This window comes from Mycobacterium genavense ATCC 51234 (assembly GCF_000526915.1).
GTDB classification, from domain to species: Bacteria; Actinomycetota; Actinomycetes; order Mycobacteriales; family Mycobacteriaceae; genus Mycobacterium; species Mycobacterium genavense.
Map to the genome: position 1 here is coordinate 349955 of NZ_JAGZ01000001.1, position 22809 is coordinate 372763.

22 protein-coding genes and 1 pseudogene are annotated in these 22809 nt (G+C 68.7%); 11 read left to right on the forward strand and 12 right to left on the reverse strand.

What is annotated here, in order from left to right; translation table 11 throughout:
• Positions 1–2: 2 nt before the first annotated feature.
• Entirely contained in the window at positions 3–1106 is a 1104-nt protein-coding gene (gene gcvT / locus T428_RS0101655) for a glycine cleavage system aminomethyltransferase GcvT (protein ID WP_025735103.1), read from the forward strand.
• Positions 1107–1161: 55 nt separating this feature from the next.
• Complete coding sequence (locus T428_RS0101660; RefSeq protein WP_025735104.1) at positions 1162–2268, forward strand: branched-chain amino acid aminotransferase; 1107 nt, start codon at positions 1162–1164, stop codon at positions 2266–2268.
• 59 nt (positions 2269–2327) lie between these two features.
• On the opposite strand, the gene T428_RS0101665 is transcribed toward T428_RS0101660, so the two are convergent.
• The 4 genes from T428_RS0101665 to T428_RS0101680 are packed head-to-tail and all read right to left on the reverse strand — an operon-like array spanning position 2328 to position 5337.
• Positions 2328–3080, reverse strand: a complete 753-nt coding sequence (locus tag T428_RS0101665) for an adenosylcobinamide-GDP ribazoletransferase (protein WP_025735105.1) — start codon at positions 3078–3080, stop codon at positions 2328–2330.
• Complete coding sequence (gene cobT / locus T428_RS0101670) at positions 3077–4141, reverse strand: nicotinate-nucleotide--dimethylbenzimidazole phosphoribosyltransferase (RefSeq protein WP_025735106.1); 1065 nt, start codon at positions 4139–4141, stop codon at positions 3077–3079. The genes T428_RS0101665 and cobT overlap by 4 nt, the downstream gene beginning before the upstream one ends.
• Positions 4138–4674 (reverse strand): bifunctional adenosylcobinamide kinase/adenosylcobinamide-phosphate guanylyltransferase, encoded by a 537-nt coding sequence (locus T428_RS0101675; protein ID WP_025735107.1) that lies wholly within the window; start codon positions 4672–4674, stop codon positions 4138–4140. Before T428_RS0101675 ends, cobT begins: the two co-directional genes overlap by 4 nt.
• Positions 4675–4701: 27 nt before the next feature.
• A complete protein-coding gene (locus tag T428_RS0101680; RefSeq protein WP_342666143.1) occupies positions 4702–5337 on the reverse strand; it encodes a DUF3043 domain-containing protein in 636 nt (211 codons plus the stop codon).
• Between the two features lie 243 nt (positions 5338–5580).
• Between T428_RS0101680 and T428_RS0101685 the strand changes: the two genes are divergently transcribed.
• Positions 5581–6657 (forward strand): glycerate kinase family protein, encoded by a 1077-nt coding sequence (locus T428_RS0101685; RefSeq protein ID WP_025735109.1) that lies wholly within the window; start codon positions 5581–5583, stop codon positions 6655–6657.
• Positions 6658–6727: 70 nt separating this feature from the next.
• Positions 6728–7084, forward strand: a complete 357-nt coding sequence (locus T428_RS0101690) for a HesB/IscA family protein (protein WP_025735110.1) — start codon at positions 6728–6730, stop codon at positions 7082–7084.
• Positions 7085–7094: 10 nt separating this feature from the next.
• On the opposite strand, the gene T428_RS0101695 is transcribed toward T428_RS0101690, so the two are convergent.
• The gene (locus T428_RS0101695; protein ID WP_025735111.1) at positions 7095–7760 is read right to left on the reverse strand and encodes an Rv0361 family membrane protein; all 666 of its coding nucleotides are present in this window, start codon (positions 7758–7760) and stop codon (positions 7095–7097) included.
• 181 nt (positions 7761–7941) lie between these two features.
• Between T428_RS0101695 and T428_RS0101700 the strand changes: the two genes are divergently transcribed.
• Complete coding sequence (locus tag T428_RS0101700) at positions 7942–8916, forward strand: carbohydrate kinase family protein (protein ID WP_025735112.1); 975 nt, start codon at positions 7942–7944, stop codon at positions 8914–8916.
• 98 nt (positions 8917–9014) lie between these two features.
• On the opposite strand, the gene asnB is transcribed toward T428_RS0101700, so the two are convergent.
• Complete coding sequence (gene asnB / locus T428_RS0101705) at positions 9015–10985, reverse strand: asparagine synthase (glutamine-hydrolyzing) (protein ID WP_025735113.1); 1971 nt, start codon at positions 10983–10985, stop codon at positions 9015–9017.
• 155 nt (positions 10986–11140) lie between these two features.
• Here asnB and ctaC point away from each other — a divergent pair, with 155 nt between their 5' ends.
• The 4 genes from ctaC to T428_RS0101725 all read left to right on the forward strand — a co-directional run bounded on the left by ctaC (position 11141) and on the right by T428_RS0101725 (position 14464).
• Positions 11141–12241: an aa3-type cytochrome oxidase subunit II gene (ctaC, locus tag T428_RS0101710; RefSeq protein WP_025735114.1), complete on the forward strand. Its 1101-nt coding sequence runs from the start codon at positions 11141–11143 to the stop codon at positions 12239–12241.
• Positions 12242–12249: 8 nt separating this feature from the next.
• Complete coding sequence (locus T428_RS0101715) at positions 12250–12669, forward strand: cytochrome c oxidase subunit 4 (protein WP_025735115.1); 420 nt, start codon at positions 12250–12252, stop codon at positions 12667–12669.
• Between the two features lie 182 nt (positions 12670–12851).
• Complete coding sequence (locus T428_RS0101720; RefSeq protein ID WP_025735116.1) at positions 12852–13832, forward strand: MmpS family transport accessory protein; 981 nt, start codon at positions 12852–12854, stop codon at positions 13830–13832.
• Positions 13832–14464 (forward strand): DUF2561 family protein, encoded by a 633-nt coding sequence (locus tag T428_RS0101725; protein ID WP_025735117.1) that lies wholly within the window; start codon positions 13832–13834, stop codon positions 14462–14464. Before T428_RS0101720 ends, T428_RS0101725 begins: the two co-directional genes overlap by 1 nt.
• 10 nt (positions 14465–14474) lie before the next feature.
• On the opposite strand, the gene T428_RS0101730 is transcribed toward T428_RS0101725, so the two are convergent.
• Positions 14475–14708, reverse strand: a complete 234-nt coding sequence (locus T428_RS0101730; protein ID WP_025735118.1) for a hypothetical protein — start codon at positions 14706–14708, stop codon at positions 14475–14477.
• Between the two features lie 217 nt (positions 14709–14925).
• Here T428_RS0101730 and T428_RS0101735 point away from each other — a divergent pair, with 217 nt between their 5' ends.
• Complete coding sequence (locus T428_RS0101735; RefSeq protein ID WP_025735119.1) at positions 14926–15369, forward strand: DUF5994 family protein; 444 nt, start codon at positions 14926–14928, stop codon at positions 15367–15369.
• On the opposite strand, the gene qcrB is transcribed toward T428_RS0101735, so the two are convergent.
• Genes qcrB through ctaE form a run of 4 tightly spaced genes read right to left on the reverse strand, consistent with a single transcriptional unit; the run spans position 15366 to position 19708 of the window.
• The gene (qcrB, locus tag T428_RS0101740; protein WP_025735120.1) at positions 15366–17012 is read right to left on the reverse strand and encodes a cytochrome bc1 complex cytochrome b subunit; all 1647 of its coding nucleotides are present in this window, start codon (positions 17010–17012) and stop codon (positions 15366–15368) included. The two genes, T428_RS0101735 and qcrB, sit on opposite strands and share 4 nt — an antisense overlap.
• On the reverse strand, positions 17009–18187 hold the full coding sequence (gene qcrA / locus T428_RS0101745; RefSeq protein ID WP_025735121.1) for a cytochrome bc1 complex Rieske iron-sulfur subunit: 1179 nt from the start codon (positions 18185–18187) through the stop codon (positions 17009–17011). Before qcrA ends, qcrB begins: the two co-directional genes overlap by 4 nt.
• The gene (gene qcrC, locus T428_RS0101750; RefSeq protein WP_025735122.1) at positions 18184–19056 is read right to left on the reverse strand and encodes a cytochrome bc1 complex diheme cytochrome c subunit; all 873 of its coding nucleotides are present in this window, start codon (positions 19054–19056) and stop codon (positions 18184–18186) included. Before qcrC ends, qcrA begins: the two co-directional genes overlap by 4 nt.
• Before the next feature lie 40 nt (positions 19057–19096).
• Complete coding sequence (gene ctaE / locus T428_RS0101755; protein ID WP_025735123.1) at positions 19097–19708, reverse strand: aa3-type cytochrome oxidase subunit III; 612 nt, start codon at positions 19706–19708, stop codon at positions 19097–19099.
• A 197-nt stretch (positions 19709–19905) separates the two neighbouring features.
• On the opposite strand from ctaE, the gene trpD reads away from it, so the two are divergent.
• Positions 19906–20985, forward strand: a complete 1080-nt coding sequence (gene trpD, locus T428_RS0101765) for an anthranilate phosphoribosyltransferase (protein WP_036466801.1) — start codon at positions 19906–19908, stop codon at positions 20983–20985.
• On the opposite strand, the pseudogene T428_RS31545 reads toward trpD, so the two are convergent.
• Positions 20923–22767, reverse strand: a pseudogene (locus T428_RS31545) (DEDD exonuclease domain-containing protein); the annotation flags it as partial. The gene trpD and the pseudogene T428_RS31545 overlap by 63 nt on opposite strands.
• Positions 22768–22809: the final 42 nt, after the last annotated feature.

The window sequence follows — 22809 nt, forward strand, 5'->3', positions numbered from 1 at the left end:
TCGTGAGCGACGCGCCGGAGCCGATCAAGGGACCACTGGAAGATCGTCATCGTCAGCTGGGGGCTAGTTTTGCCGAATTCGGCGGCTGGCTGATGCCGGTGTCGTATGCGGGCACCGTCAGCGAGCACAACGCGACGCGAAACGCCGTGGGCCTGTTCGACGTCAGCCACCTGGGCAAGGCGTTGGTTCGGGGCCCGGGGGCCGCGCGGTTCGTCAACTCCGCGCTGACCAACGACCTCGGCCGGATCCAACCGGGCAAGGCGCAATACACGTTGTGCTGCACCGAATCCGGTGGCGTCATCGACGACCTGATCGCCTACTACGTCGACGACGACGAGATCTTCCTGATGCCCAATGCCGCCAACACCGCCGCGGTGGTCGAGGTGCTGCAGGCCGCCGCCGGAGCCGGCCTGACGATCACCAACGAGCATCGCTCGTATGCGGTGCTGGCGGTGCAGGGACCGCGATCGTCCGACGTGCTTGCCGAGCTGGGGCTGCCGACCGACATGGATTACATGGCCTACGCCGACGCCTCGTTCTCGGGAGTGCCGGTGCGGGTCTACCGGACCGGGTACACCGGCGAGCACGGCTACGAACTGCTGCCGCCCTGGGACAGCGCCGGTGTGGTGTTCGACGCGCTGGTGACGGCGGTGTCCAACGCGGGCGGCGAGCCGGCCGGCCTGGGCGCCCGCGACACCCTGCGCACCGAGATGGGCTACCCGTTGCACGGGCACGAGCTGTCGCTGGACATCTCGCCGCTGCAGGCCCGCTGCGGCTGGGCGATCGGCTGGAAGAAGGACGCGTTCTTCGGCCGCGACGCGCTGCTGGCCGAGAAGGCGGCGGGACCGCGGCGGCTGCTGCGGGGCCTGCGGATGCTGGGCCGGGGGGTGCTGCGGCCCGGGCTGACGGTGCTCGCCGGGGAAAAGCCGGTGGGCGCCACCACATCCGGCACGTTCTCGCCGACGCTGCAGGCCGGGATCGCGCTGGCCCTGATCGACACCGCCGCCGGGATCGAAGACGGCCAGCGAGTCACCGTCGACGTGCGCGGCCGCGCCGCCGAGTGCGAAGTGGTGCGCCCGCCGTTCGTCGAGCTGAAAACGCGCTAGCCACCGCCGCTTCACGCGGGAAAAACCCATTGGTACGCGCATATACAATCGGCGCATGACGAGCGGCCTTCTCGAGTTCACCGTTGCACGCGCGTCCAATCCCGCCAGCGCCGCCCAACGTGACTCCATACTGGCCGACCCCGGATTCGGGAAGTTCTTCACCGACCACATGGTGTCCGTCGACTACGACGAGGGCCAGGGCTGGCACAACGCCCGGGTCATCCCGTACGGCCCGATCCAGCTGGACCCGTCGGCGATCGTGCTGCACTACGCCCAGGAGGTGTTCGAGGGCCTCAAGGCATACCGCTGGGCCGATGGTTCGGTCGTGTCATTTCGCCCGGACGCCAACGCCGCCCGGATGCGCGCGTCGGCCCGGCGGATCGCGATCCCCGAGCTGCCCGACGAGCTTTTCGTCGAATCCCTGCGCCAGCTTGTCGCGGTCGACAACGCATGGGTGCCCAGGGCCGGCGGCGAAGAGGCGCTGTATCTGCGGCCGTTCATCTTCGCGACCGAGCCCGGGCTGGGCGTCCGGCCGGCCAAGCACTACCGCTACCTGCTGATCGGTTCGCCGGCCGGCGCGTATTTCCGCAACGGCATCAACCCCGTCGACGTCTGGGTGTCGACGGATTACGTGCGGGCGTGCCCGGGCGGTACCGGCGCGGCCAAGTTCGGCGGCAACTACGCCGCGTCGCTGGTGGCGCAGGCCGAAGCTGCGGATAACGGTTGCGACCAAGTGGTTTGGCTCGATGCCGTCGAGCGCCGGTTCATCGAAGAGATGGGCGGCATGAACCTGTTCTTCGTGCTGGGCAGCGGCGGCACCTCCCGGCTGGTCACCCCGGAGCTGTCCGGCTCGCTGCTGCCGGGCATCACGCGGGACTCCTTGCTGCAGTTGGCGCTTGACGCCGGATTCTCGGTCGAAGAGCGCAAAATCGATATCGACGAGTGGCAGAAGAAGGCGGCCGCGGGGGAGATCACCGAGGTATTCGCTTGCGGCACAGCGGCCGTCATCACGCCGGTCGGGCGGGTGAAGTACGCCGATACCCAGTTCACCATCGCCGACGGTCAGCCGGGTGAAGTGACGATGGCCCTGCGCGACACGCTGACCCGCATTCAGCGGGGGACTTTCGCCGACACCCACGGCTGGATGACGCGCCTCGGCTAGCTGGCCCGAGCGTGCAGCTGGCCGCGCGCTCGGCCGTCGCTGTCGGCCATTGCGGTCGGCTAGCAGCGGGCCAGCGCCGCGAGCGTGACGGCGCTAACCGTCGTGGTCAGTTCGATTGCGGCGCCCAGCACGTCGCCGTTGACGCCGCCGAAGCGGCGCACGCAATGGCGCACCAGCACCGCGCCGCCGCACAACGCCAACATCACCGCCGACGGCCCCTGCCACGGTCGCGGGCCCGCCATCAGCGAAACCCCAAGCAGCACCACGACCCAACCGGCGACGACCAGCAGCGGCTGGGTGCCCGCGACGTGCACGCCCAGGGCGCTGCCGTCGGCCGCGGGCACTGAGCGACGGCAGGCCAGCACAACGCTTACCCGGCCTGCGACCACCGCCACGAGGATCGCGAGAAACCCGTGCGGCCCCGTCGACCCGAGTGCGGAAAATGCCGAGCCCTGCAACACGATTACCAGCACGACGGCAGCGACACCGAACGGCCCCGTCGACCCGTCGCGCATCACCGCCAGGGCGCGCTCCGGCGGCCCGTAGCAGCCCAGGCCGTCAGCCATATCGGCGACGCCGTCGATGTGCAGCCCGCGGGTCGCCAGCAAAAGTGCTGCCACCGCAAGCATTCCCGGTAGTGGGCTGGCCGCCCCGAAAGCCACGCAGCCGCCCCAGGTGATGCCCGCGGCCAGCACTCCCAAGGCGGCCCCGACCACCGGCAGCGCGGTCATGGCGCCGCGGCCCATCGGGCCGGAAGCCGGTGCGGGCAAGACCGTTCCGAACGCGAAAGCCGTTGCCAGCGAACGAATCACGTGGACGATACTGTTTCGCCGGGCCGGTCGGAGATGCCGGCCTCGGTGAACGTCGCCATCGACGTCAGCGTGGCCACCGCGGCGCGCAGCACCGGCAGCGCCAGCGCCGCGCCGCTGCCTTCGCCCAGCCGCATCCCCAGGTCCAGGATCGGGTCCAGGTCGAGCGCGGTCAGGGCCAGCGCATGCCCCGGTTCGGTGGACCGATGGCCGGCCTGCCACCACTGTCGCGCGTCCGGCGCCAACCGTTCGGCGACCAGGGCGGCGGCCGTCACCGCCATGCCGTCGAGCAGCAGCGGGGTGCGTCGCACCGCGGCTTGTGCGCAAAAGCCGGCCATCGCGGCCAGATCCGCTCCGCCGCAGGAGCGCAGCAGCGCGACGGGGTCCGGCAGCACCGGCTTCGACCGGAACAACGCGTCGCGGACCGCGGCCGTCTTGCGGGCCCAGCCGGCATCGTCGACGCCGGACCCGAAGCCGACCACCGCGACCGGTTCGGCGTTGGTCAGCGCCGCAACCAGCACCGCCGCCGCGGTGGTGTTCCCGATGCCCATGTCGCCGGCGATCAGCAGGTCGGCACCGGCGTCGACCTCTTCGTCGGCGATGCGCTGGCCCGCCGCGATCGCGGCGGCGGTCTCCTCGTCGGTCAACGCGTCCCGCACGGCGATATCGCCGCTGGACCGTCGCACCTTGTGGGCGCCGATCTGCTCCGAGAGCGGCTCGGCGTCCACGGCGAGGTCGGCGACGCGCACGGTCGCGTCGGCGATCGCGGCCAGCGTGTTGATCGCCGCGCCGCCGGCGTCGATGTTGGCGACCATCTGGGCGGTCACCTCCGGTGGGTACGCCGACACCCCGGAGCGGGTGACGCCGTGGTCGCCGGCGAACACCACCACCCGGGCACGCTCGAATTGTCTTGGCGGGCAATGGCCTTGGCAGGACGCGATCCAGACGGACAGGTCCTCGAGGCGGCCCAGGGCGCCGCGCGGCTTGGTCAGGGTGTCCTGGCGCTTGCGGGCAGCGGCCGCGGCGTCGGCGTCGGGCGGAGAGATCGGCGCGAATGCCATCATGCCTCGGACGGTTTGATCGAAAGCGGTTGACCGGCGACCACCAGCACCACGCGCTCGCACAGGGCCGCGACGCGCTGGTTGAGGGCGCCGAGTTCGTCGGCGAACCGGCGCCCCGATGCGGTGGCCGGCACCACGGTCAACCCGACCTCGGGACTGACCAGCACCAGCGTGGCCTCGAACGCACCGACCGCGCCGAGCATTTCCTCGACGGGGGCGGCCACCGACCCGGTCTCCCAGGCCCGGTGGCGATCCAGGGTGCCGGTCAGCCAGCCGCCGAGGTCGTCGACGAGGGTCGGGGTGTCCGGTGACCGCAACAATTCGGTTGTGACGCAACGGGTTTCGACCATCGCCCAGTGCGCGGGCCGACGAGCGCGGTGTTTGGCGATCCGCTGTGCCCAGTCCTCGTCGGCCTGGTCGCAGCACCCGGAAGCCAGGTAGCGGACCTGCTGCCCGGGTGGCACCGACGCGGCGATGGCCTGCTCGGCCCACTCGGACTTGCCCGACCTGATCCCGCCGAGCACGAGGGTGCGCACTGGGGTCAGCAGGCTTTCCGGCAACGGCTATGCGACATTGCTGCCGCGCTCGACTTGGGGCCGGGGCGCCCGCATCCGACGCATCTGCGAAGCCCGGCCGGCGGCGTAAAGGCCTAACTTCCACCGGCTTTCGGTGTTGCTCGGGAACTTCGCGTCGACCAGCCTGCTGACCTTGCGACCCAGGATCAGGCCGTCGATGCCCATGATCAAGGTGATCACCAGCATCGCCGGCGAGATGTAGACCTGCAGCTGCGGAGCGCCGAACATGATGAACAGCAGCGCCAGTGTCGCGGGCATGAACAGGCCGAGCACGTTGCGTCGGGCATCCACCACGTCGCGCACATACCGGCGGATCGGACCCTGGTCGCGCGGCAGCAGGTACGCCTCTTCGCCCGCCATCATGCGTTCGCGGCGATCTGTCATCCGGGCCCGGCTGGCGGTGCGCTCGGCCTTGCGCTCCTCGCGGCTGAGCTTGGGTCCGGCCAGCGATTTGCGGCGAGCCCGCGCCTCGGCGGCGGTCTTGGGAGCCGGGGCGACAGGGCCCTTCTTGGCATTTCGCCGGGCGGCTTCGCGCTTGGGAGTGGGCCTGCCCTTGGGGCCGGTCCTGGCCGACCCGCGAGACGCAGTGTCAACGACGGTGTCGGGCTCGGCGGGCGCCACCAGATCGCCTTCGCCGACCTCCGCTTGGGTTTTCCTACGGCCCAACAACTTCACAACCGCCAGGTTACTTCGCGGCCGGCCCCGTTTGATGAATGGGCCCGTCAGGCATCGCGATAGCTCTGCGGCCACGCGACAATTGGACCTACCCTTAACGGTGATGAACGGCTACGGGTGATGAATGACGGCTCGATGGCCTCGGATGATGTTGCCAATGGCGTTTCTCCGGGTCGTTTGCAATTGCCGGCTATGCGGGTGTTGGTGGCCCCGGATTGCTACGGCGACAGTCTTTCGGCGCTGGAGGCTGCCGCCGCCATCGCGACCGGCTGGACCCGGTCGCGCCCGGGCGACCAGTTCATCGTCGCCCCGCAGTCCGACGGCGGTCCGGGTTTCATCGAGGTGCTGGCCAATCGGATAGGGCAGAAGCGGCACATCGAGGTGATCGGGCCGCTGGACGCCACGGTGGATGCCGAGTGGGTGTGGGATCCGGAGACGGCGACCGCCTACCTGGAGATCGCCCAGGCGTGCGGTCTGGCCCTGCTAGGGCGGCCGGTCGACCCGGAGACCGCGCTGACGGCACACAGCAGGGGAGTCGGACAGCTGATCGCCGAGGCGCTTCGGGTCGGAGCCAAGCGGATCGTGGTGGGCCTGGGCGGCAGCGCGTGCACCGACGGCGGCCAAGGCATGATCGCCGAGCTGGGCGGCCTGGGAGTCGCTCGGCACCAACTGGCCGACGTCGAGCTGATCGCCGCCTCGGACACCGAGTATCCGCTGGTGGGGCCCTGGGGCGCGGCCCGCGTGTTCGGCCCGCAGAAAGGCGCCGAAACCGCCACGGTCGCGGCGCTGGAAGTCCGCCTCGAGGCGTGGGCGCTGCACCTGGAGGCCGTGGCCGGGCGCGACGTCAGCTCCGAGCCGGGGGCCGGGGCAGCCGGCGGTATCGGCGCGGGCCTGCTGGCGCTCGGCGGCCGCTGCGAGTCCGGTGCCGCGATCATCGCCGAGCACACCCATCTGGCCGACGACCTCGATATCGCCGAACTGATCGTCACCGGCGAAGGCAAGTTCGACGAACAGTCGCTGCACGGGAAGGTGGTCGGCTCGCTGGCGGCGGCCGCCGGCCCGCTGGGAATTCCGGTGATCGTGCTGGCCGGACAGGTCGGACTGGACAAATCCGCGGTGCGAACGGCGGGCATCATGTCCGCGCTGTCGATCGCCGAATACGCGGGCTCGGTCGGCTTGGCGCTGGCCGACGCGGCAAACCAGCTGATGGGATTAGCGTCACAGGTGGCGGCGCGACTCGGGAATAGCGGTCCTGCGAGGTACCGTTGAGGCATTGGGTTTTACCCGAGTGGTTCGGGTGCCCGGGCACCTACCCAACAACAGGCATGTAGGAGACACAATGACAGTGCAGAACGAGTCGACCGCCAAGACCCATGGCGTAATCCTGACCGAGGCCGCCGCCACCAAGGCGAAGTCCCTGCTGGACCAGGAGGGACGCGACGACCTGGCGCTGCGTATCGCAGTCCAGCCGGGCGGATGCGCCGGCCTGCGCTACAACCTGTTCTTCGACGACCGTTCGCTGGACGGCGACCTGACCGCCGACTTCGGCGGTGTGACGCTGACGGTGGACCGGATGAGCGCCCCGTACGTGGAAGGCGCGTCGATCGACTTCGTCGACACCATCGAGAAGCAGGGCTTCACCATCGACAATCCGAACGCCACGGGTTCTTGCGCCTGCGGGGACTCCTTCAACTGAGCCGGACGGGCTAGTACGAGCCCCCGGTACGCAGCACATACGAGCACACCAGCACGTCGCCGCGCTGGAACAACAGCTGCGCGACACCCTGAACCTGACCGCGCATCGGGCCGCCGGCGGCAGGCGACACCTGCATCGTGAACAGCGCCTGAGCCTGGTACTGCGACAGGTACACGATCTTGTCGACCGAGGTCACTTGCACCCGCGAGAACTGCTTGCGGAACGCGTCGCTGCTCAGCTTGGCCAGCGCCTGGTCCGAGCGGCGGTCATGGACGCCGTCGTACAGGCCGCATAGCGCGTTGCGGGCGATCTCGTCGGTGTTGCGGTCCTGCAGTGCGTCCAGGTAGCCCTGAATCGCCGTCTTGGCCGATGCCTCGGAGAAGGCGGCCCCGGTGTTGGCGCCGTTGGTGCGGACGCCGTAGACGATCGCCGCCGTCATCGCCGCGACCAGCGCAACCGCCGCCAGCACCCCGATGACCAGCCGTCGCGTGGAGCGCCGCTTCGGATAGCCCGGTGGCGGCGGGCCGGGGTAGGGGCCCAGCGGCGGCTCGTTGGGCGGGCCGGCCGGAAACGGGGTCTCGCCGACCGGACGGTCGCGCGGAAAGTCGACCGGCTCGGTGTAGGGCACGGGTCCGTCGCCGCCGACAGCGTGATTCGGCGATTGCGGACCGCCCATTGTCGTTCTCCTAGCTGGTAGACACCGACCACGAGCGGGTACCGCCCGAGTATTCGGTCCCGGCGACTTGAGTGAGTTCCCTAGGGAGGCTAGCGCACACCCGTTCCCCGACTGCGGACACAACGGCGGTCGAAACGCGTGGGTAGGCTGGACGCGCTTACCGATGAAGGGTGGAATTTTCGTGACGATCGCGGTGACCGGTTCGATAGCGACCGACAATCTGATGCGTTTCCCCGGCCGGTTCTCCGAGCATCTGCTGGCCGAGCATCTGCAGAAGGTATCGCTCAGCTTCCTGGTCGACGACTTGGTGATCCATCGTGGCGGCGTGGCGGGCAACATCGCCTTCGCCATCGGGGTGCTCGGCGGTGACGTTGCTCTGGTCGGCGCGGCGGGCGACGACTTCGGCGAGTACCGCGAATGGCTGGAGCGCCACGGTGTCAACTGCGAGAACGTGCTGATCTCCAAGACCGCCCACACCGCGCGGTTCACCTGCACCACCGACGAGGACATGGCCCAGATCGCGTCGTTCTACCCGGGTGCGATGTCGGAGGCCCGCAACATCAAGCTCGCCGACGTCGTCGCGTCGGTGGGCAAGCCGGATCTGGTGATCATCGGGGCCAACGACCCCGACGCGATGGTGGTGCACACCGAGGAGTGCCGCAAGCTCGGACTGGACTTCGCGGCCGATCCGTCCCAGCAGCTGCCGCGGCTGTCCGGGGAAGAGATCGACAGGTTGATCGACGGCGCCGCCTACCTGTTCACCAACGACTACGAATGGGAGCTATTGCTCAACAAGACCGGCTGGTCGGAGAACGACGTGCTGGGCAAGGTCGGTCTGCGGGTGACCACGCTGGGCGCCAAGGGCGTCGACATCGTCGACAAGGACGGCACCACCACACACGTCGGCGTGGTGCCGGAGAACAGCCAGACCGACCCCACCGGCGTCGGCGACGCGTTCCGGGCCGGCTTCCTGACCGGGCGCACCGCGGGGCTGAGCCTCGAGCGCTCGGCGCAGCTGGGCTCGCTGGTGGCCGTGCTGGTGCTCGAGTCGACCGGCACCCAGGAGTGGACGTGGGATCACGAGGTCGCCAAGACGCGGCTGGCGGGCGCTTACGGCGACGGCGCGGCCGCCGAGATCGCCGCGGTGCTGGCCTAAGCCGCTCGGGCCGGGCGTTCAGGGTGAACGCACGGCTTTGGTCGTGCGTTGAGGGCGGCCAGGATTCACACTGAACGCGCGGCCCGCCGGCCCGCGGGCTAGAGCTGCACCGGGTAGACCGGCTCGCTGATCCGGGGCACCACACTGTGCTCGACGAAGATCGCGTGCCAGAGCATGAAGATCAGCACCGTCCAAAGCCGGCGGCTGTGATCGCTGACGCCGTTGCGGTGTTCGTCGAGCATGCGGCGCACGGCGGCGGTGTCGACCAAATGACCGGCCTGCGAAGCGTCCACCGTCGCGTAGGCCCACTCCAGCAGTTCGCCGGCGCGCAGCCAATGCCGGATCGGCACCGGGAACCCCAGCTTGGGCCGGTGCAGCACGTGGGCGGGGACGATGGGTTCCAGCGCCCGGCGCAGCGCGTACTTCGTCGTCGTGCGGGTGATCTTCGCCTCGACGGGTAACCGGGACGCGACGGCGAACACCTCGGGGTCCAGAAACGGCACCCGAAGCTCCAGCGAGTTGGCCATCGTCATCTTGTCGGCCTTGACCAGAATGTCGCCGCGCAGCCAGGTGAACAGGTCGACATGCTGCATGCGCGCCACCGGATCCCAGCCCGCCGATTCGGTGTACACCGGGGCCGTCACGTCGGTGTGCGTCCACTCCGCGCGGAACCCGGGCAACACGTCGCGCAGCTGCGCGTCGGAGAAGTTGCGGGCATTGCCGTAGTAGCGCTCCTCGAGCGTCAGCGAACCGCGATGCAGCAGGCTCTTGCCGCGCATGCCGTCGGGCAGCGACTTGGAGACCCGGCCCATAAAACGCCGCAGTGGCCGCGGCAGATAGTCAAAAGGCTTCAGCGCCAACGGTTCTCGATAGATCGTGTAGCCGCCGAACAGCTCGTCGGCACCCTCGCCGGAGAGCACCACCTTGACGTGCTTGCGGGCCTCGCGGGCGACGAAGAACAGCGGGACCAGTGCCGGGTCGGCGACCGGTTCGTCGAGGTACCAGACGATCTCAGGCAGGGCGGCGACGAACTCGCCCGCGCTGACCACCTTGGCGATGTGGCGCGCCCCGATCACCTCGGCCGAGGCCACCGCGACGTCGATCTCGGAGAATCCCTCGCGCTCGAAGCCGGTGGTGAACGTGATCAGCCGGGGGTTGTGCCGGATGGCCAGCGCCGCGATCGCGGTGGAGTCGATGCCGCCGGACAGGAACGCCCCAACCGTGACGTCGGCGCGCATGTGCTTGGCCACCGAATCCTCGAGCACCGCGGTGATCTCGTCGTAGCGGGCCTGCGCGGTGTCGCGGGTCAACGGCACCGCGGCGAAGCGCGGCGCGAAGTAGCGGGTGACCCGCGGCGCTGACCCGGGCCGGATCCGGGCGTAGCAGCCCGATTCGAGTCGGCGCACGCCGCGGTGCAGCGTCTCGGGCTCCGGCACGTACTGCAGCCCGGTGTAGTGCTGGACGGCTCGGCTGTCGATCGCGGTGTCGAATCCCACCAGCTCGACCAGATCCAGCAGACATTTCTTCTCGCTGGCCACCGCGGTGCCGCCGGCGCCGGTCGCCATGAACAGCGGCTTGATGCCGAAAGGGTCACGGGCGCAGAACAATTCGCGCGTGACGGTGTCCCAGAGGGCGAACGCGAACATGCCGCGCAGCCGGGTCAACACCTCGGTACCCCAGTGGTGGTAGCCGGCGACGATCGCCTCGCCGTCCCCGTCGGTGGTGAACGCGGCCCCGTGCCGGGCGGTGAGCTCGTCGCGCAGCTCGAGGTAGTTGTAGATCTCGCCGTTGAACACCAGCACGTAGCGGTCGGGCGCGTCGGGCGGCCCCCAGCGCAGCGGCTGATGTGAATGCTCGATATCGATGATCGACAGCCGGTTGAAGCTGAACACGACCGACCCGTCGGCGCCCAGATCCGTCCAGGTGCCCGGCTCGTCGGGGCCGCGGTGGCGCATCAGATGCGACGAGCGGGCCACGGCGCTGTCGGTCCGTGCCGCGGCGGCCGCGTGATCGGAGCCGCTCGCAGCCGGGCCGGCCGGGTCCGCGACGAACGCCAGCAGTCCACACACGGCCACCAAGTATGCCATACTTCGGCGATCGTTGGGGGCGCCGCACCGGGCCGGTCGCGCCGACGCGGCGGCCGACGGGCCGGGGTTTTGGTCGCCGCGCCGAGCGGCGTGGTCTACGCTACGTAGTATTCGACGTTCGAGCAGGAGGCGCCAACGTGACACCCGGCGGGCAATTCCGTTCGCAGCGTTTGTCGCAGGGCATATTTCAGCGCCGTTCGCCAGACGCACCCAGGGGTCTTTCCTGTCGACTTCGACCACTGGCGCTGGCCGCGACGCTGGGTGTGCTGGCACTGACCCTCAGCGGATGCAGCTGGCAGACGGTGTTCGGGCTGGGCTGGCCCGAGGGCATCACCCCGCAGGCCCACCTCAACCGGGAGCTGTGGATCGGCGCGGTGATCGCTTCGCTGGTCGTCGGTGCCACCGTGTGGGGCCTGATCTTCTGGTCGTCGGCGTTCCACCGCAAGAGGGTGTCGGACACCGAGCTGCCCCGCCAGTTCGGCTACAACATGCCGCTCGAGCTGGTGCTGACGGTGACGCCGTTCCTGATCATCTCGGTGCTGTTCTACTTCACCGTCGTGGTGCAGGAGAAGATGCTGCATCTGGACAAGAACCCCGAAGTTGTGATCGACGTCACGGCGTTCCAGTGGAACTGGAAGTTCGGCTATCAGAGCGTCAACTTCAAGGACGGCACGCTCAGCTACGACGGTGCCGACGAGGCCCGCAAAAAGGCGATGGTCTCCAAGCCGGAGGGCAAGGACGAGCACGGCGAGGAGCGCGTCGGGCCGGTGCACGGGATCAACCTCGAAGACCGGACCTATCTGGGCTTCGACAAGGTCGAAACCCTGGGAACGCCTTCCGAGATTCCGGTGCTGGTGCTTCCGGCCGGCAAGCGCATCGAATTCGTTTTGAATTCGGCCGACGTGATCCATACCTTCTGGGTGCCGGAGTTCCTGTTCAAGCGCGACGTGATACCGCATCCCAAGGAAAACAACTCCGTCAACGTCTTCCAGGTCGAAGAGATCCAGAAGACCGGCGCTTTCGTGGGTCACTGCGCCGAGTTCTGCGGCACCTATCACTCGATGATGAACTTCGAGGTCCGGGTCGTCGAGCCCAATGACTTCAAGGCCTATCTGCAGCAACGGATCGACGGAAAGACGAATGCCCAAGCGTTGCAGGCGATCGCCCAGTCACCGGTAGCGGTGACCACCCACCCGTTCGACACCCGCCGCGGTGAACTGACCCAACCAATAGGTTAGGACACGCAATGCATATCGAAGCGAGGCTGTTCGAGTTCATCGCCGCGTTCTTCGTCGTCACCGCGGTGCTCTACGGGGTGCTGACCGCGATGTTCGCCACCGGTGGTGAAGAGTGGGCGGGCACCACCGCGCTGGCGCTGACCGGCGGCCTGGCATTGATCACGGCCACCTTCTTCCGGTTCGTGGCTCGCCGCCTCGACACCCGGCCCGAGGACTACGAGGGCGCCGAAATCAGCGACGGTGCAGGAGAATTGGGATTCTTCGCCCCGCGTAGCTGGTGGCCGCTGTTGCTTGCGCTGTCCGGCTCGGTCGCCGCGGTGGGCATCGCGCTGTGGCTGCCGTGGCTGATCGTTGCCGGCGTCGCGTTCATCCTTGCCTCGGCGGCCGGATTGGTCTTCGAGTACTACGTAGGCCCAGAGAAGCACTGATTTGCATCTCAAAGGTAACAATCCGGGCATCAGTTGAGCTGTCGCCCGTTCGCCAAGACTTCTTTGCGCTACTCGGTTCGGTAGGGTTTTCGCAGGCACATGAGAATCTCCCGATCGCGCGCGACACGAGGTACCCCTGAAGCCCCGTGCGCAGGTGAGGCAGTTGGATAGGGCAGGCAGACATGAGCGGGCCGAAACACCCGGGATGGGAACCCGACGAATCCGATTCCGCCAGGGTGGTCGACGACGAACCGCATTCCGGTAGCGAGCCCGGCGATGAATTCGACGACCACGACCAGGCCTTACACGCCGAACCGTTCGGCGACAGCGACGCAATACCGGCGGCAGAGACCGGTCAGACGGACGCGTATTCGCGCGCGTACTCCGCTCCCGAGTCCGAGCATTTCATCAGCGGCTCCTATCTGCCGGCCGACCTGAGGCTTTACGACTACGAGAACTACGACGACGCATCCGACGACGACGACCACGGCACGCCCCGCTGGCCGTGGGTGGTCGGGGTGGCGGCCATCGTGGCCGCGATCGCGCTGGTGGTCTCGGTGTCGCTGCTGTTCGCCCGCACCGACACCAGCCAACTCGCCAACCCGGGCACCAGCACCTCGACGACGCAGCCGATGCAGGACGAAATCACCACGACCAAACCGCCGCCCCCACCTCCGCCGCCGCCACCTCCGCCGCCACCGCCCCCGACAGCTACGGAGACCCAGACTGTGACGGTGACGCCGCCGCCACCTCCGCCGCCGCCACCTCCCGCGCCGTCCACCACACCCGCGCCGGCCACCACACCCGCGCCGGCCACCACACCCTCGCCGGCCACCACGTCGGCCACCGCCGCCCTGCCTCCAGCGCCCCCGCCGCCGACGACGCCGGCCGGTCCGCGACAGGTCACCTATTCGGTGACGGGGACCAAGGCGCCGGGCGACATCATCTCGGTGACCTACGTCGACGCCTCCGGCCGCTCCCGCACCCAGCACAACGTGTACATCCCGTGGTCCATGACGGTCACGCCGATCTCGCAATCCGACGTCGGCTCGGTGCAGGCGTCCAGCCTGTTCCGGGTCAGCCGGCTCAACTGCTCGATCACCACCAGCGACGGCACGGTGCTGTCGGCGAACAACGCCGACCAGCCCCAGACGAGTTGCTGATGGTCAGCAGATACTCCGCGTATCGACGCGGGTCCGACACCGTTCCGCCGGATGTCATCGATCGACTTCTGCTGGGCACCTGCGCCGCGATCTGGCTGCTGTTGCTGGGCGTCAGCGTGGCCGCTGCCGTCGCGCTGGCCGAGCTGGGCGGCGGTCTGCACAGCGCGGCCCGGAACACCCACGGCACGCCGTGGGTGTTGTACACGGTGATCGTCGTGTCCGCCCTGATCATCGCCGGGGCCATCCCGGTGCTGTTGCGGGCGCGGCGGCTGACCAAGACCGAACCGCCGATCGTCCGGTCGACCGCCCTACAGGGCCGCCCGCCGCTCCGGCAGTCCACCACCCGCACCGTCGTCGAGCGAGTGCGCCCGCAGCATGCCCAGAAAACCGGCGATACCGGGGAGTGGTCCGGCGAGGCCGTGGACCGAATCTTCTTGCGCGGCATCGTCGTTTTGACCGGCACGATGGGTATCGCGCTGATTGCCGTCGCCGCCGCGACCTATTCGATGGCCATCACGCAGGACGGTCTGTCGTGGACCGGTTACGGGCTGGCCGCGGCCGTCACCGCGGCGATGCCGGTGATCGAGTGGCTCTATGTCCGGCAGCTACTCCGCGAAACCGCCGCAACCTAGCCGGTCGGTGTCACGACGCCTTGGTGTACCTGCGGACCAACTCGTCCTCCCGGAACGTGCTGGTGTGCTGCTGACCTCCGTCGTCGCGGCAGAAGAACGTCCACTGCCGTGGACCCGTGTGCGGTGAGCCGATCATCTTGACCGTATAGCGAAGAGTGGTGGGACGAATCGTGCCGATGACGTCACCCACTCGAATCTGCGACGGGTGAATCTCGGGTGCGTCGTTCCAGTCTTGAATCGCCATCAGATAGCCATCCCCATTTCTGGGCCGCTTCACACTAGTCACGTTCGGTCTCCGCCTACCTGTGGCGTAGCGTCAAGCGTGAGTTGGCCTCGTTGTCAGCGGTGGTATACCGCGTCGCGCCCCGCTCCGCCGCCCCCAACCGAGGGGGGCGATGTCGATGCGAAGGGATTGCCCGTGAATTGTATAACCCCGGCGGCGCGAGCCGGCGACATCGGTGATGAGCCGTCCGTTCGGCGGTCGGGGTCGGGCCAAACCCGTCCGGTTATCGGTGGCTCGTCAGCTTGGCCGCGTCATCGACGGCGCGTGGTGGCCCCGCGCCGACCGCATCAGCAACGAACTGCCCGACCTGGTCGCCATTCTGACTCCCATGCTGGGCGACATCACGTCGATCAACGTCAATTGGCAACCTCTGCAACGGCCACCCGACTTCAACTGGCCGGGATGGGACCAGAAGCGCCACCACGTGATGACCATCGGAGGCGGAGACCGTCGGGTCAACCTGCTGATCATTCCGTACGCGACCTACAGCGCGCTGGCGCTGATGGTGCTGGGCCGCGCCGCCGAGCTGCCAGTCAGTGCCGCCGACCGGGACAAGCCCGCCTACGTTACCGCGGAGTCGATTTTGCGCGCCGCCCAACAGCAACGCGCCAGCTGTAGCTAGTGCTCGCCGTTCGGGAACCCGTTGGTCTCCTGGCGTTCCCGCAGCGCGGTCAGCGCACGCTGCTCGGAGGCATGGGCCGCCTCGCGCAGCGCCGCATCCTCGGCCGGCGGGTCGGCGAACAAGAAGCTGCCGCTGCCCGGCGTACCGGCCGAACCCAGCTTGTTCATCTTGTTGGGTATCGGCGCCCCCTGGTACTCCAGCGGGATCGGGTGGCCGTGCTCGTCGACCGGGCCGAGCGGCTGGTGCAGCTCGATGTAAGCACCGTGCGGCAGCCGCTTGATGATGCCGGTCTCGACGCCGTGCTCGAGCAGCGCGCGGTCGCTGCGCTGCAGCCCGATGCACCAGCGGTAGCTGATGAAGAACACCAGCGGCGGCAGGACCACCATGCCGATGCGCCCGATCCAGGTCGTCGCGTTTAACGAGATGTGGAACGTGAACGCGATGATGTCGTTCATCGCGCACAGCGTCAGCAGCATGTAGAAGGCGATCGCCATCGCGCCGATCGAGGTGCGCACCGGCACATCGCGCGGCCGCTGCAGCAGGTTGTGATGCGCCTTGTCGCCGCTGAATCGCTTCTCCAGGAACGGATAGACGATCAGCAGGATGAACACCGCACCCATGATCAGCGCGACCCAGACCACCGCGGGGATGGTGTAGTGCCCGATGTAGAACTCCCACGGCGGCCAGATACGCGCCAGGCCTTCCGTCCACATCATGTAGAAGTCGGGCTGCGAGCCGGCCGACACCTGAGATGGCTTGTAGGGCCCCAAGTTCCAGATCGGGTTGATCTGTAGCAGGCCGCCCATCAGGCCGAGCACACCGACGATGGCGGCGAAGAACGCGCCGGACTTGACCGCGAACACCGGCATGACGCGCACACCGACGACGTTGTGCTCGGTGCGTCCCGGGCCGGGGAACTGGGTGTGCTTCTGGAACCACACCATGGCCAGGTGCAGCCCGATCAGCGCCAGGATGATGCCCGGGATCAACAGGATGTGCAGCGCGTACATCCGGGGGATCAGGATGGTGCCCGGGAAGTCCCCGCCGAAAAGTGCCCAGTGCAACCAGGTTCCGATCACCGGCATGCCCAGCGTGATCGACGACAGCGCGGCCCGCAGACCGATACCGGAGAGCAGGTCGTCGGGCAGCGAGTAGCCGAAGTAGCCCTCGAACATGGACAGGATCAGCAGCAGCGAGCCGATCACCCAGTTCGCCTCGCGGGGCCGGCGGAACGCGCCGGTGAAGAAGATACGCGCCAGGTGCACCATGATCGACGCGGAGAACATCAGCGCGGCCCAGTGGTGGATCTGGCGGACGAACAGGCCGCCGCGCACCTCGAAGGAGATGTCGAGCGCGGACTGGTAGGCCCGCGACATCTCGACGCCGCGCAGCGGCTGGTACACGCCGTTGTAGGTGACGTCGACCATCGACGGGTCGAAGAACAATGTCAGGTACACGCCGGTGATCAGCAGCACGAAGAAGCTGTACATCGCGATCTCGCCGAGCAGGAACGACCAGTGCGTTGGGAAGACCTTGTTGAGCTGCCGGCGCACCGCGGCCGACGGGTGATAACGGGTGTCGATGTCCTCGCCCTGGCGGGCCAGCACATCACCGATCTTCGGGGGACTCAGTCTCGGCCTCATGTTGTCGTCCTCTCCCAGAACGCGGGACCGACGGGCTCGATGAAGTCACCGTTGGCAACCAGATACCCGTTTGAGTCGATGGTGATCGGCAGTTGCGCCAGCGCGCGGGCCGCCGGTCCGAAGATCGGCTTGGCGAAATGCAGGGCGTCGAACTGCGATTGGTGGCAGGGGCACAGGATTCGGTAGGACTGCTGCTCGTACAGCGATGACGGGCAGCCCAGGTGCGAGCAGACCTTGGTGAAGGCGAAGAACTCGCCGAAGTTGAAGCTCTCCTGCTTCTGGCGCTTGACCACCCGCGGCATGTCGGAGGGCCGAATGCGGATGAGCATCACGGGATTACGCACGCCCAGCTTGATGGCAACCAGCTTCTCGTGCGATTCCACCGTGGTGCCGTCGCCGTCGGACTCCCGCCACGGGAACACGGTCTCCATGCCGCCGGCGTCGATGTCTTCGGGCCGCATCTTGACGAACGGCGCGCCGTCGGTGGCGCCGGTGGCGCGCGCCAAATAGATCGTCTCGCCGTGGTAGCGCGGGGTCCAGCCCGACGTCCACAGCACGGCCTTCATGCCGTCGGCGGTGGGCACGACCGGCTTCCACGGGTTCTTGATCAGCCCGCCGGCAAACGCCACCAGGGTGCCGAGGCCGAACGCGCCCAGGCCCAGGCCGAACGACGCCCCGATCAGCTTGCGGCGCCCGATCGTCGACGTCTGATACGCGTCGGTCAGGTTCGCGACGACCGTCTTGCGGTCCAGCTCGCGGGAGGCGCCGTCGTGACGCTCCTGGATCGAAATTTCTTCCGGGATAAAGCGTTTCTGGAACAAGATCGCGCCGACGGCGATCGACAGGATGGACATCCCGAAGGTGAAGCCGTACAGCGGCGTGGTCAGCGAGTAGACGAAGCTGCCGGCCTGTCCGTTGCCCTTGTACTGCCACGGCCAGAACAAGAAGATCAGCAGCAGCGCCAGCCCGAAGCCGCCGCCCAGCAAAAGCCACAGGGCCACGCCGCGCTCGGCGCGCTTTTCGGCCCTGGTGCCCTCGACCGGCCAGCGCGGCTCCTTGAAGACGGTCTCGACGCCGTCGATCTTGCCGCCCAGCTCCAGCAGTTCCTGGTTGGACATCGCGGCCAATGCGGCCTGGTCCGGTTCTTTACCGACTCCTGTGCTTTCCGAGCTCATGCTCGCGCCCCAATCCACAGTGCCAACGCGATAGCGGCGACCATCCCGATGATCCACGCCGCCATGCCCTCCGGCGCGGGTCCGAAGCCGCCCAGGCCGTAGCCGCCCGGCGACCGCTCCTCGGTGACGCTCTTGACGTAGCCGATGATGTCCTTCTTGGCCTCGAAGGACAGTTGACGGTCGGCGAACTTCGGCATGTTCTGCGGGCCGGTCAGCATCGCGGTCAGGATCTGCTGCTCGTTGGCCTCACCGAGGTCGGGCGCGAACTTGCCCGACGACAGCGCGCCGCCCTTACCCGTGAAGTTGTGGCAGGAGGCGCAGTTGAGGCGGAACAGGTCCCCGCCGCGGCCCAGGTCGTCGCCGCGCAGCGAGTGCATGGCAATGCTGCCGTCGGGGTTGCGCACCACGGTCGGGCCGCCACCGTTGGCCTGGACGTACGCCCCGAGCGCGTCGATCTGCGCCTCGTCGAAAATCGGTTCCTTGCGCGGGGCCTGCGCCTCGCCGCGCATGGCCGGCATGCGGCCGCTGGACACCTGAAAGTAGACGGCGGCCTCGCCGACGCCGATCAGGCTGGGCCCGTGATCCGGCACGCCCTGCAGGTTGGCGCCGTGGCAGGACACGCACGAGGTGTCGAACAGCTGCTTGCCGTTGCGCAGCAGCGCCGAGCTCGACTCGTCGGCGACGGCGACCTGCGGAGTCGGGGTGAGCACGGCGGCCAGCCCACCGGAGACGGTCAGCGCGATCATCAGCAGCAGGCCGCCGGACAGCTGACGGCGCAGCCGCCGCCTGCTCTGCTCTTTTCCGGCCTTTTTCCCAAGCTGGCTCTGCGGCTTGCGGCCGCGGGATCGGGTGAATCCCAGTTTCCTCAACCGAGCACTCCTGTTCATTCCTCTTTGAAAGCGCCGGCCTTCAGCGGATGAAATAGATCACGGTGAACAGCGCGATCCACACGATGTCGACGAAATGCCAGTAGTAGGAGACGACGATGCTGGCCGTCGCCTGGGCGGGCGTGAACTTGCTCATCCCGGTGCGCACCAACAGGAATATGAAGGCGATCAGCCCGCCGGTGACGTGCAGGCCGTGGAAACCAGTGGCCAGATAGAACACGCTGCCGTAGGCGCTGCCGTGGATGGTCGTCCCGTGGGTGCCCAGGTGGAAGTACTCGTAGGCCTGCCCGAGGACGAAGAACAGTCCCATCAGGAAGGTGACCACGTACCAGCGGCGCAGGCCGAAGACGTCGCCGCGCTCGGCGGCGAACACCCCCATCTGGCAGGTGAACGACGACGCGATCAACACCAAAGTCACCGGTACGGCTTGGTACAGATTCAGCTCGGTCGGCGGCGGTGGCCAGCTCCCGCCGGCCTGCGCCCGCGCCGTGAAATAGAACGCGAACAGGCCAGCAAAGAACATAAGCTCGCTCGACAGCCACACTATGGTGCCGACACTGACCATGTTGGGCCGATTCAGCGAATGAACTCGCGACGTGATCGCGGTCCCCGAGGTCCCTACAGCACTCGTCACATCCGCAAGTATGACGCTTTGTAGTTGTTGAACTCTACCCGGGGCGGAAATTCGCCCCGCGCGTCATTTTTGCGGAACTTTTCCGGGTTCGGAAACGACGCCGGGAACGACGGCCGCAGCGACGGTTGGGTGTCGGTTGCGCGGCGTGGGACCATCGGCGCGTGGCTCTGTCATCTGAGGCTCCAGGCGGTCCAGGGATGCCCCGGGCGTTTTCCGCAACCGCTCCCGGGGCCGCGCCGAGCTGGCCGCAGTTGCTGGGCCGGCTGACCGACGGGCAGAACCTGGCCCGCGGCCAGGCCGCCTGGGCGATGGACCAGATCATGACGGGCAACGCGCGCCCGGCCCAGATCGCCGCCTTCGCGGTCGCGATGAAGATGAAGGTTCCCACCGCGGCCGAGGTCAGTGAGCTGGCCGACGTGATGCTCAGCCACGCGCACCGCATCCCCGCCGAGGCGGTCCGCGGCGACGCCGTCGACATCGTCGGCACCGGCGGCGACGGCGTCAACACCGTCAACCTGTCCACGATGGCCGCGATCGTGGTCGCGGCCGCGGGGGTGCCGGTGGTCAAACACGGCAACCGGGCGGCGTCCTCGCTGTCCGGCGGTGCCGACACGCTCGAGGCCCTCGGGGTGCGCATCGACCTGGGGCCCGACCAGGTCGCGCGCAGCCTGGCCGAAGTGGGGATCGGGTTCTGCTTTGCCCCGGCGTTCCATCCGTCCTACCGGCACGCCTCGGCGGTGCGCCGCGAGATCGGTATCCCGACGGTCTTCAATCTGCTTGGGCCGCTTACCAATCCGGCGTTGCCACGGGCCGGTCTGATCGGGTGCGCGTTCGCCAACCTCGCCGAGGTGATGGCCGGGGTGTTCGCCGCGCGGCAGGCCAGCGTGCTGGTGGTGCACGGCGACGACGGCCTGGACGAACTGACCACGACGACCACCAGCACCATTTGGCGCGTGCAGGCCGGCACGGTGGACAAGCTGACGTTCGATCCCGCGGGGTTCGGATTCGCCCGCGCCGAGCTGGACCAACTGCTGGGCGGCGACGCCTACGCCAACGCCGAGGAGGTGCGCGCCGTGCTGGGCGGGGTCAAGGGGGCGGTCCGTGACGCCGTCGTGCTCAACGCTGCCGGCGCGATCGTCGCGCACGCGGGCCTATCCAGCCGCGCTGAATGGCTGCCGGCGTGGGAGGACGGGCTGGAGCGGGCCAGTGCGGCCATCGACTCCGGGGCCGCCGAACAGCTGCTCGCGCGTTGGGTGCGGTTCAGCCAGCAGGCCTGAGTCCGGCCCGCGCACCGGATCCTGTTGCCACGCCAGCCGCGCCGAGCACGCCGTTGCCGCCCACCCCGCCCAGGGGCCGGCCGAGCGCAGCGGTGAGGCCCAGCCGATGTCATCGGCGACTCGCACGATGCGCACCCCCGGGGCGGCCAGCCACCGCGCGATCAGTGCGGTCTCCTCGACCAGCGCACCGCCCAGCGGCGCATCGGCCGTCAAAATCGTTTGTGCGCCAGCGTGAATCGCGTCGATGACCGGCATCGGCGGCACCCCGCGCTGGGCCGTTCCGGCCGCGGCGAGCTGGCCGTAGCGGATGACGGCGAGGTGATAGCCCCCGTCGCCATCCGAGGCCGCGGCGATCAGCTCGGGCAGCGCGGCCAGTGCCCGCAGCCGCTGGCCCCGCCACAGCACCTCGACGGCGGTGGCGGTGCGGTCGCGCAATCGCGCCGCGCTCTCGAAGTGGCGATGCTCGGCCAGTGCCGTGACCTGACCGACGGCGGCGGCCAGGGTGCTGTTGTCCGCGCCGTCGATCAGTGCCGCGGCGCGCCGCGTCGCCTCGGCGTATTGCGCGGCGGTCAGGTCGCGGGTGGCGGGGCAGGGGGACACCACGACCTCGGGGCAGGCCGGCCCGTGCCGGGCGCAACGGCCGAGTCGCGTTGTGCAGGTGCGGATTCCGGTGAACCGCGCCAGCAGCCGCGCGGTGTCGGCTGCGTCGGCGCGGGACCGAAACGGCTCGATGGCGCGGTCGCGTCGCGGGGCCCGCACCACCGACAAACGCGGGAATGCCTCGTCGCTCAGCACCACACCACCACCGGTGCGGGAACTTCGAGCGGCGGTTGTACGGCGGCGCGTGCGCGGCCAGCATCCGCAACTCGCGCACGCCGGCTCCAGCGCGTGCGCGCACTCGACGTGGTCGACCGCGGCGGCCAGCGCGACCATCTTCTTCATCCGGCCGCGCGGGTCCGCGCCGGTGAAGTACTGGCTGACCCGGCGGCGCAGGTCGACGGCGGTGCCGACGTAGAGCACCTCGCCCGCCGGCCCGCGGAACAGGTACACCCCGGGTCGGCGCGGCAGCTGCGCGGCGAGCACCCGCTTGCGGCGCTGGGTCGGGCTCACGCCCGGCAGATACGAGCGCAGGTCGGAGTAGGTGTGCACGCCCTGGTTGCCCACCCGCTCGATCAGCGCGTGCAGCACGTCGACGGTCGCGCGGGCGTCGTCCAGCGCCCGGTGGCTGGGCTGGGCGGCGACCGCGATCAGCCGCGCCAACGCGGACAACGCCACGCTGGGCGCCTCCTCCCGGCTCAGCACCCGGCGCGCCAGCCGCACCGTGCACAGCACTTGCGTTCTGGGCCAACGGATTTCGCAGCGTTCGGCGGCCGCGCGCAGAAACCCGGCGTCGAACCCCGCGTTGTGGGCGACCAGCACCGCCCCGCTGTCCAAGCCGGCGAACTCCAAAAACATCGGCAGCACCGCGTCGATGGTCGGGGCGTCGCACACCATCGCCGTCGTGATCCCGGTCAGCCGCACGACCTGCGGCGGGATGCTGCGCTGCGGGTCCACCAGGGTGCCGAATTCGCCGAGCACGACGCCGCCGCGGACCTTGACCGCCCCGATCTCGGTGATGGCGTCGGCGGTCGCACCGTCTTTTCCGCGTCCGCCGGTCGTCTCCAGGTCCACCACCACGAAGGTGGTCTCTCGCAGCGAGAGGTCGTCGGCGGGCGCCCAGGGGGAGTCCCCACCGGCTGCCAGGTCGGCGAAACTCAGCTGAGTCCCACCCGTCACACGCATGGGCGTGACGTTAAGCGTCGGGGCCGACACCGGTGGGGCAAG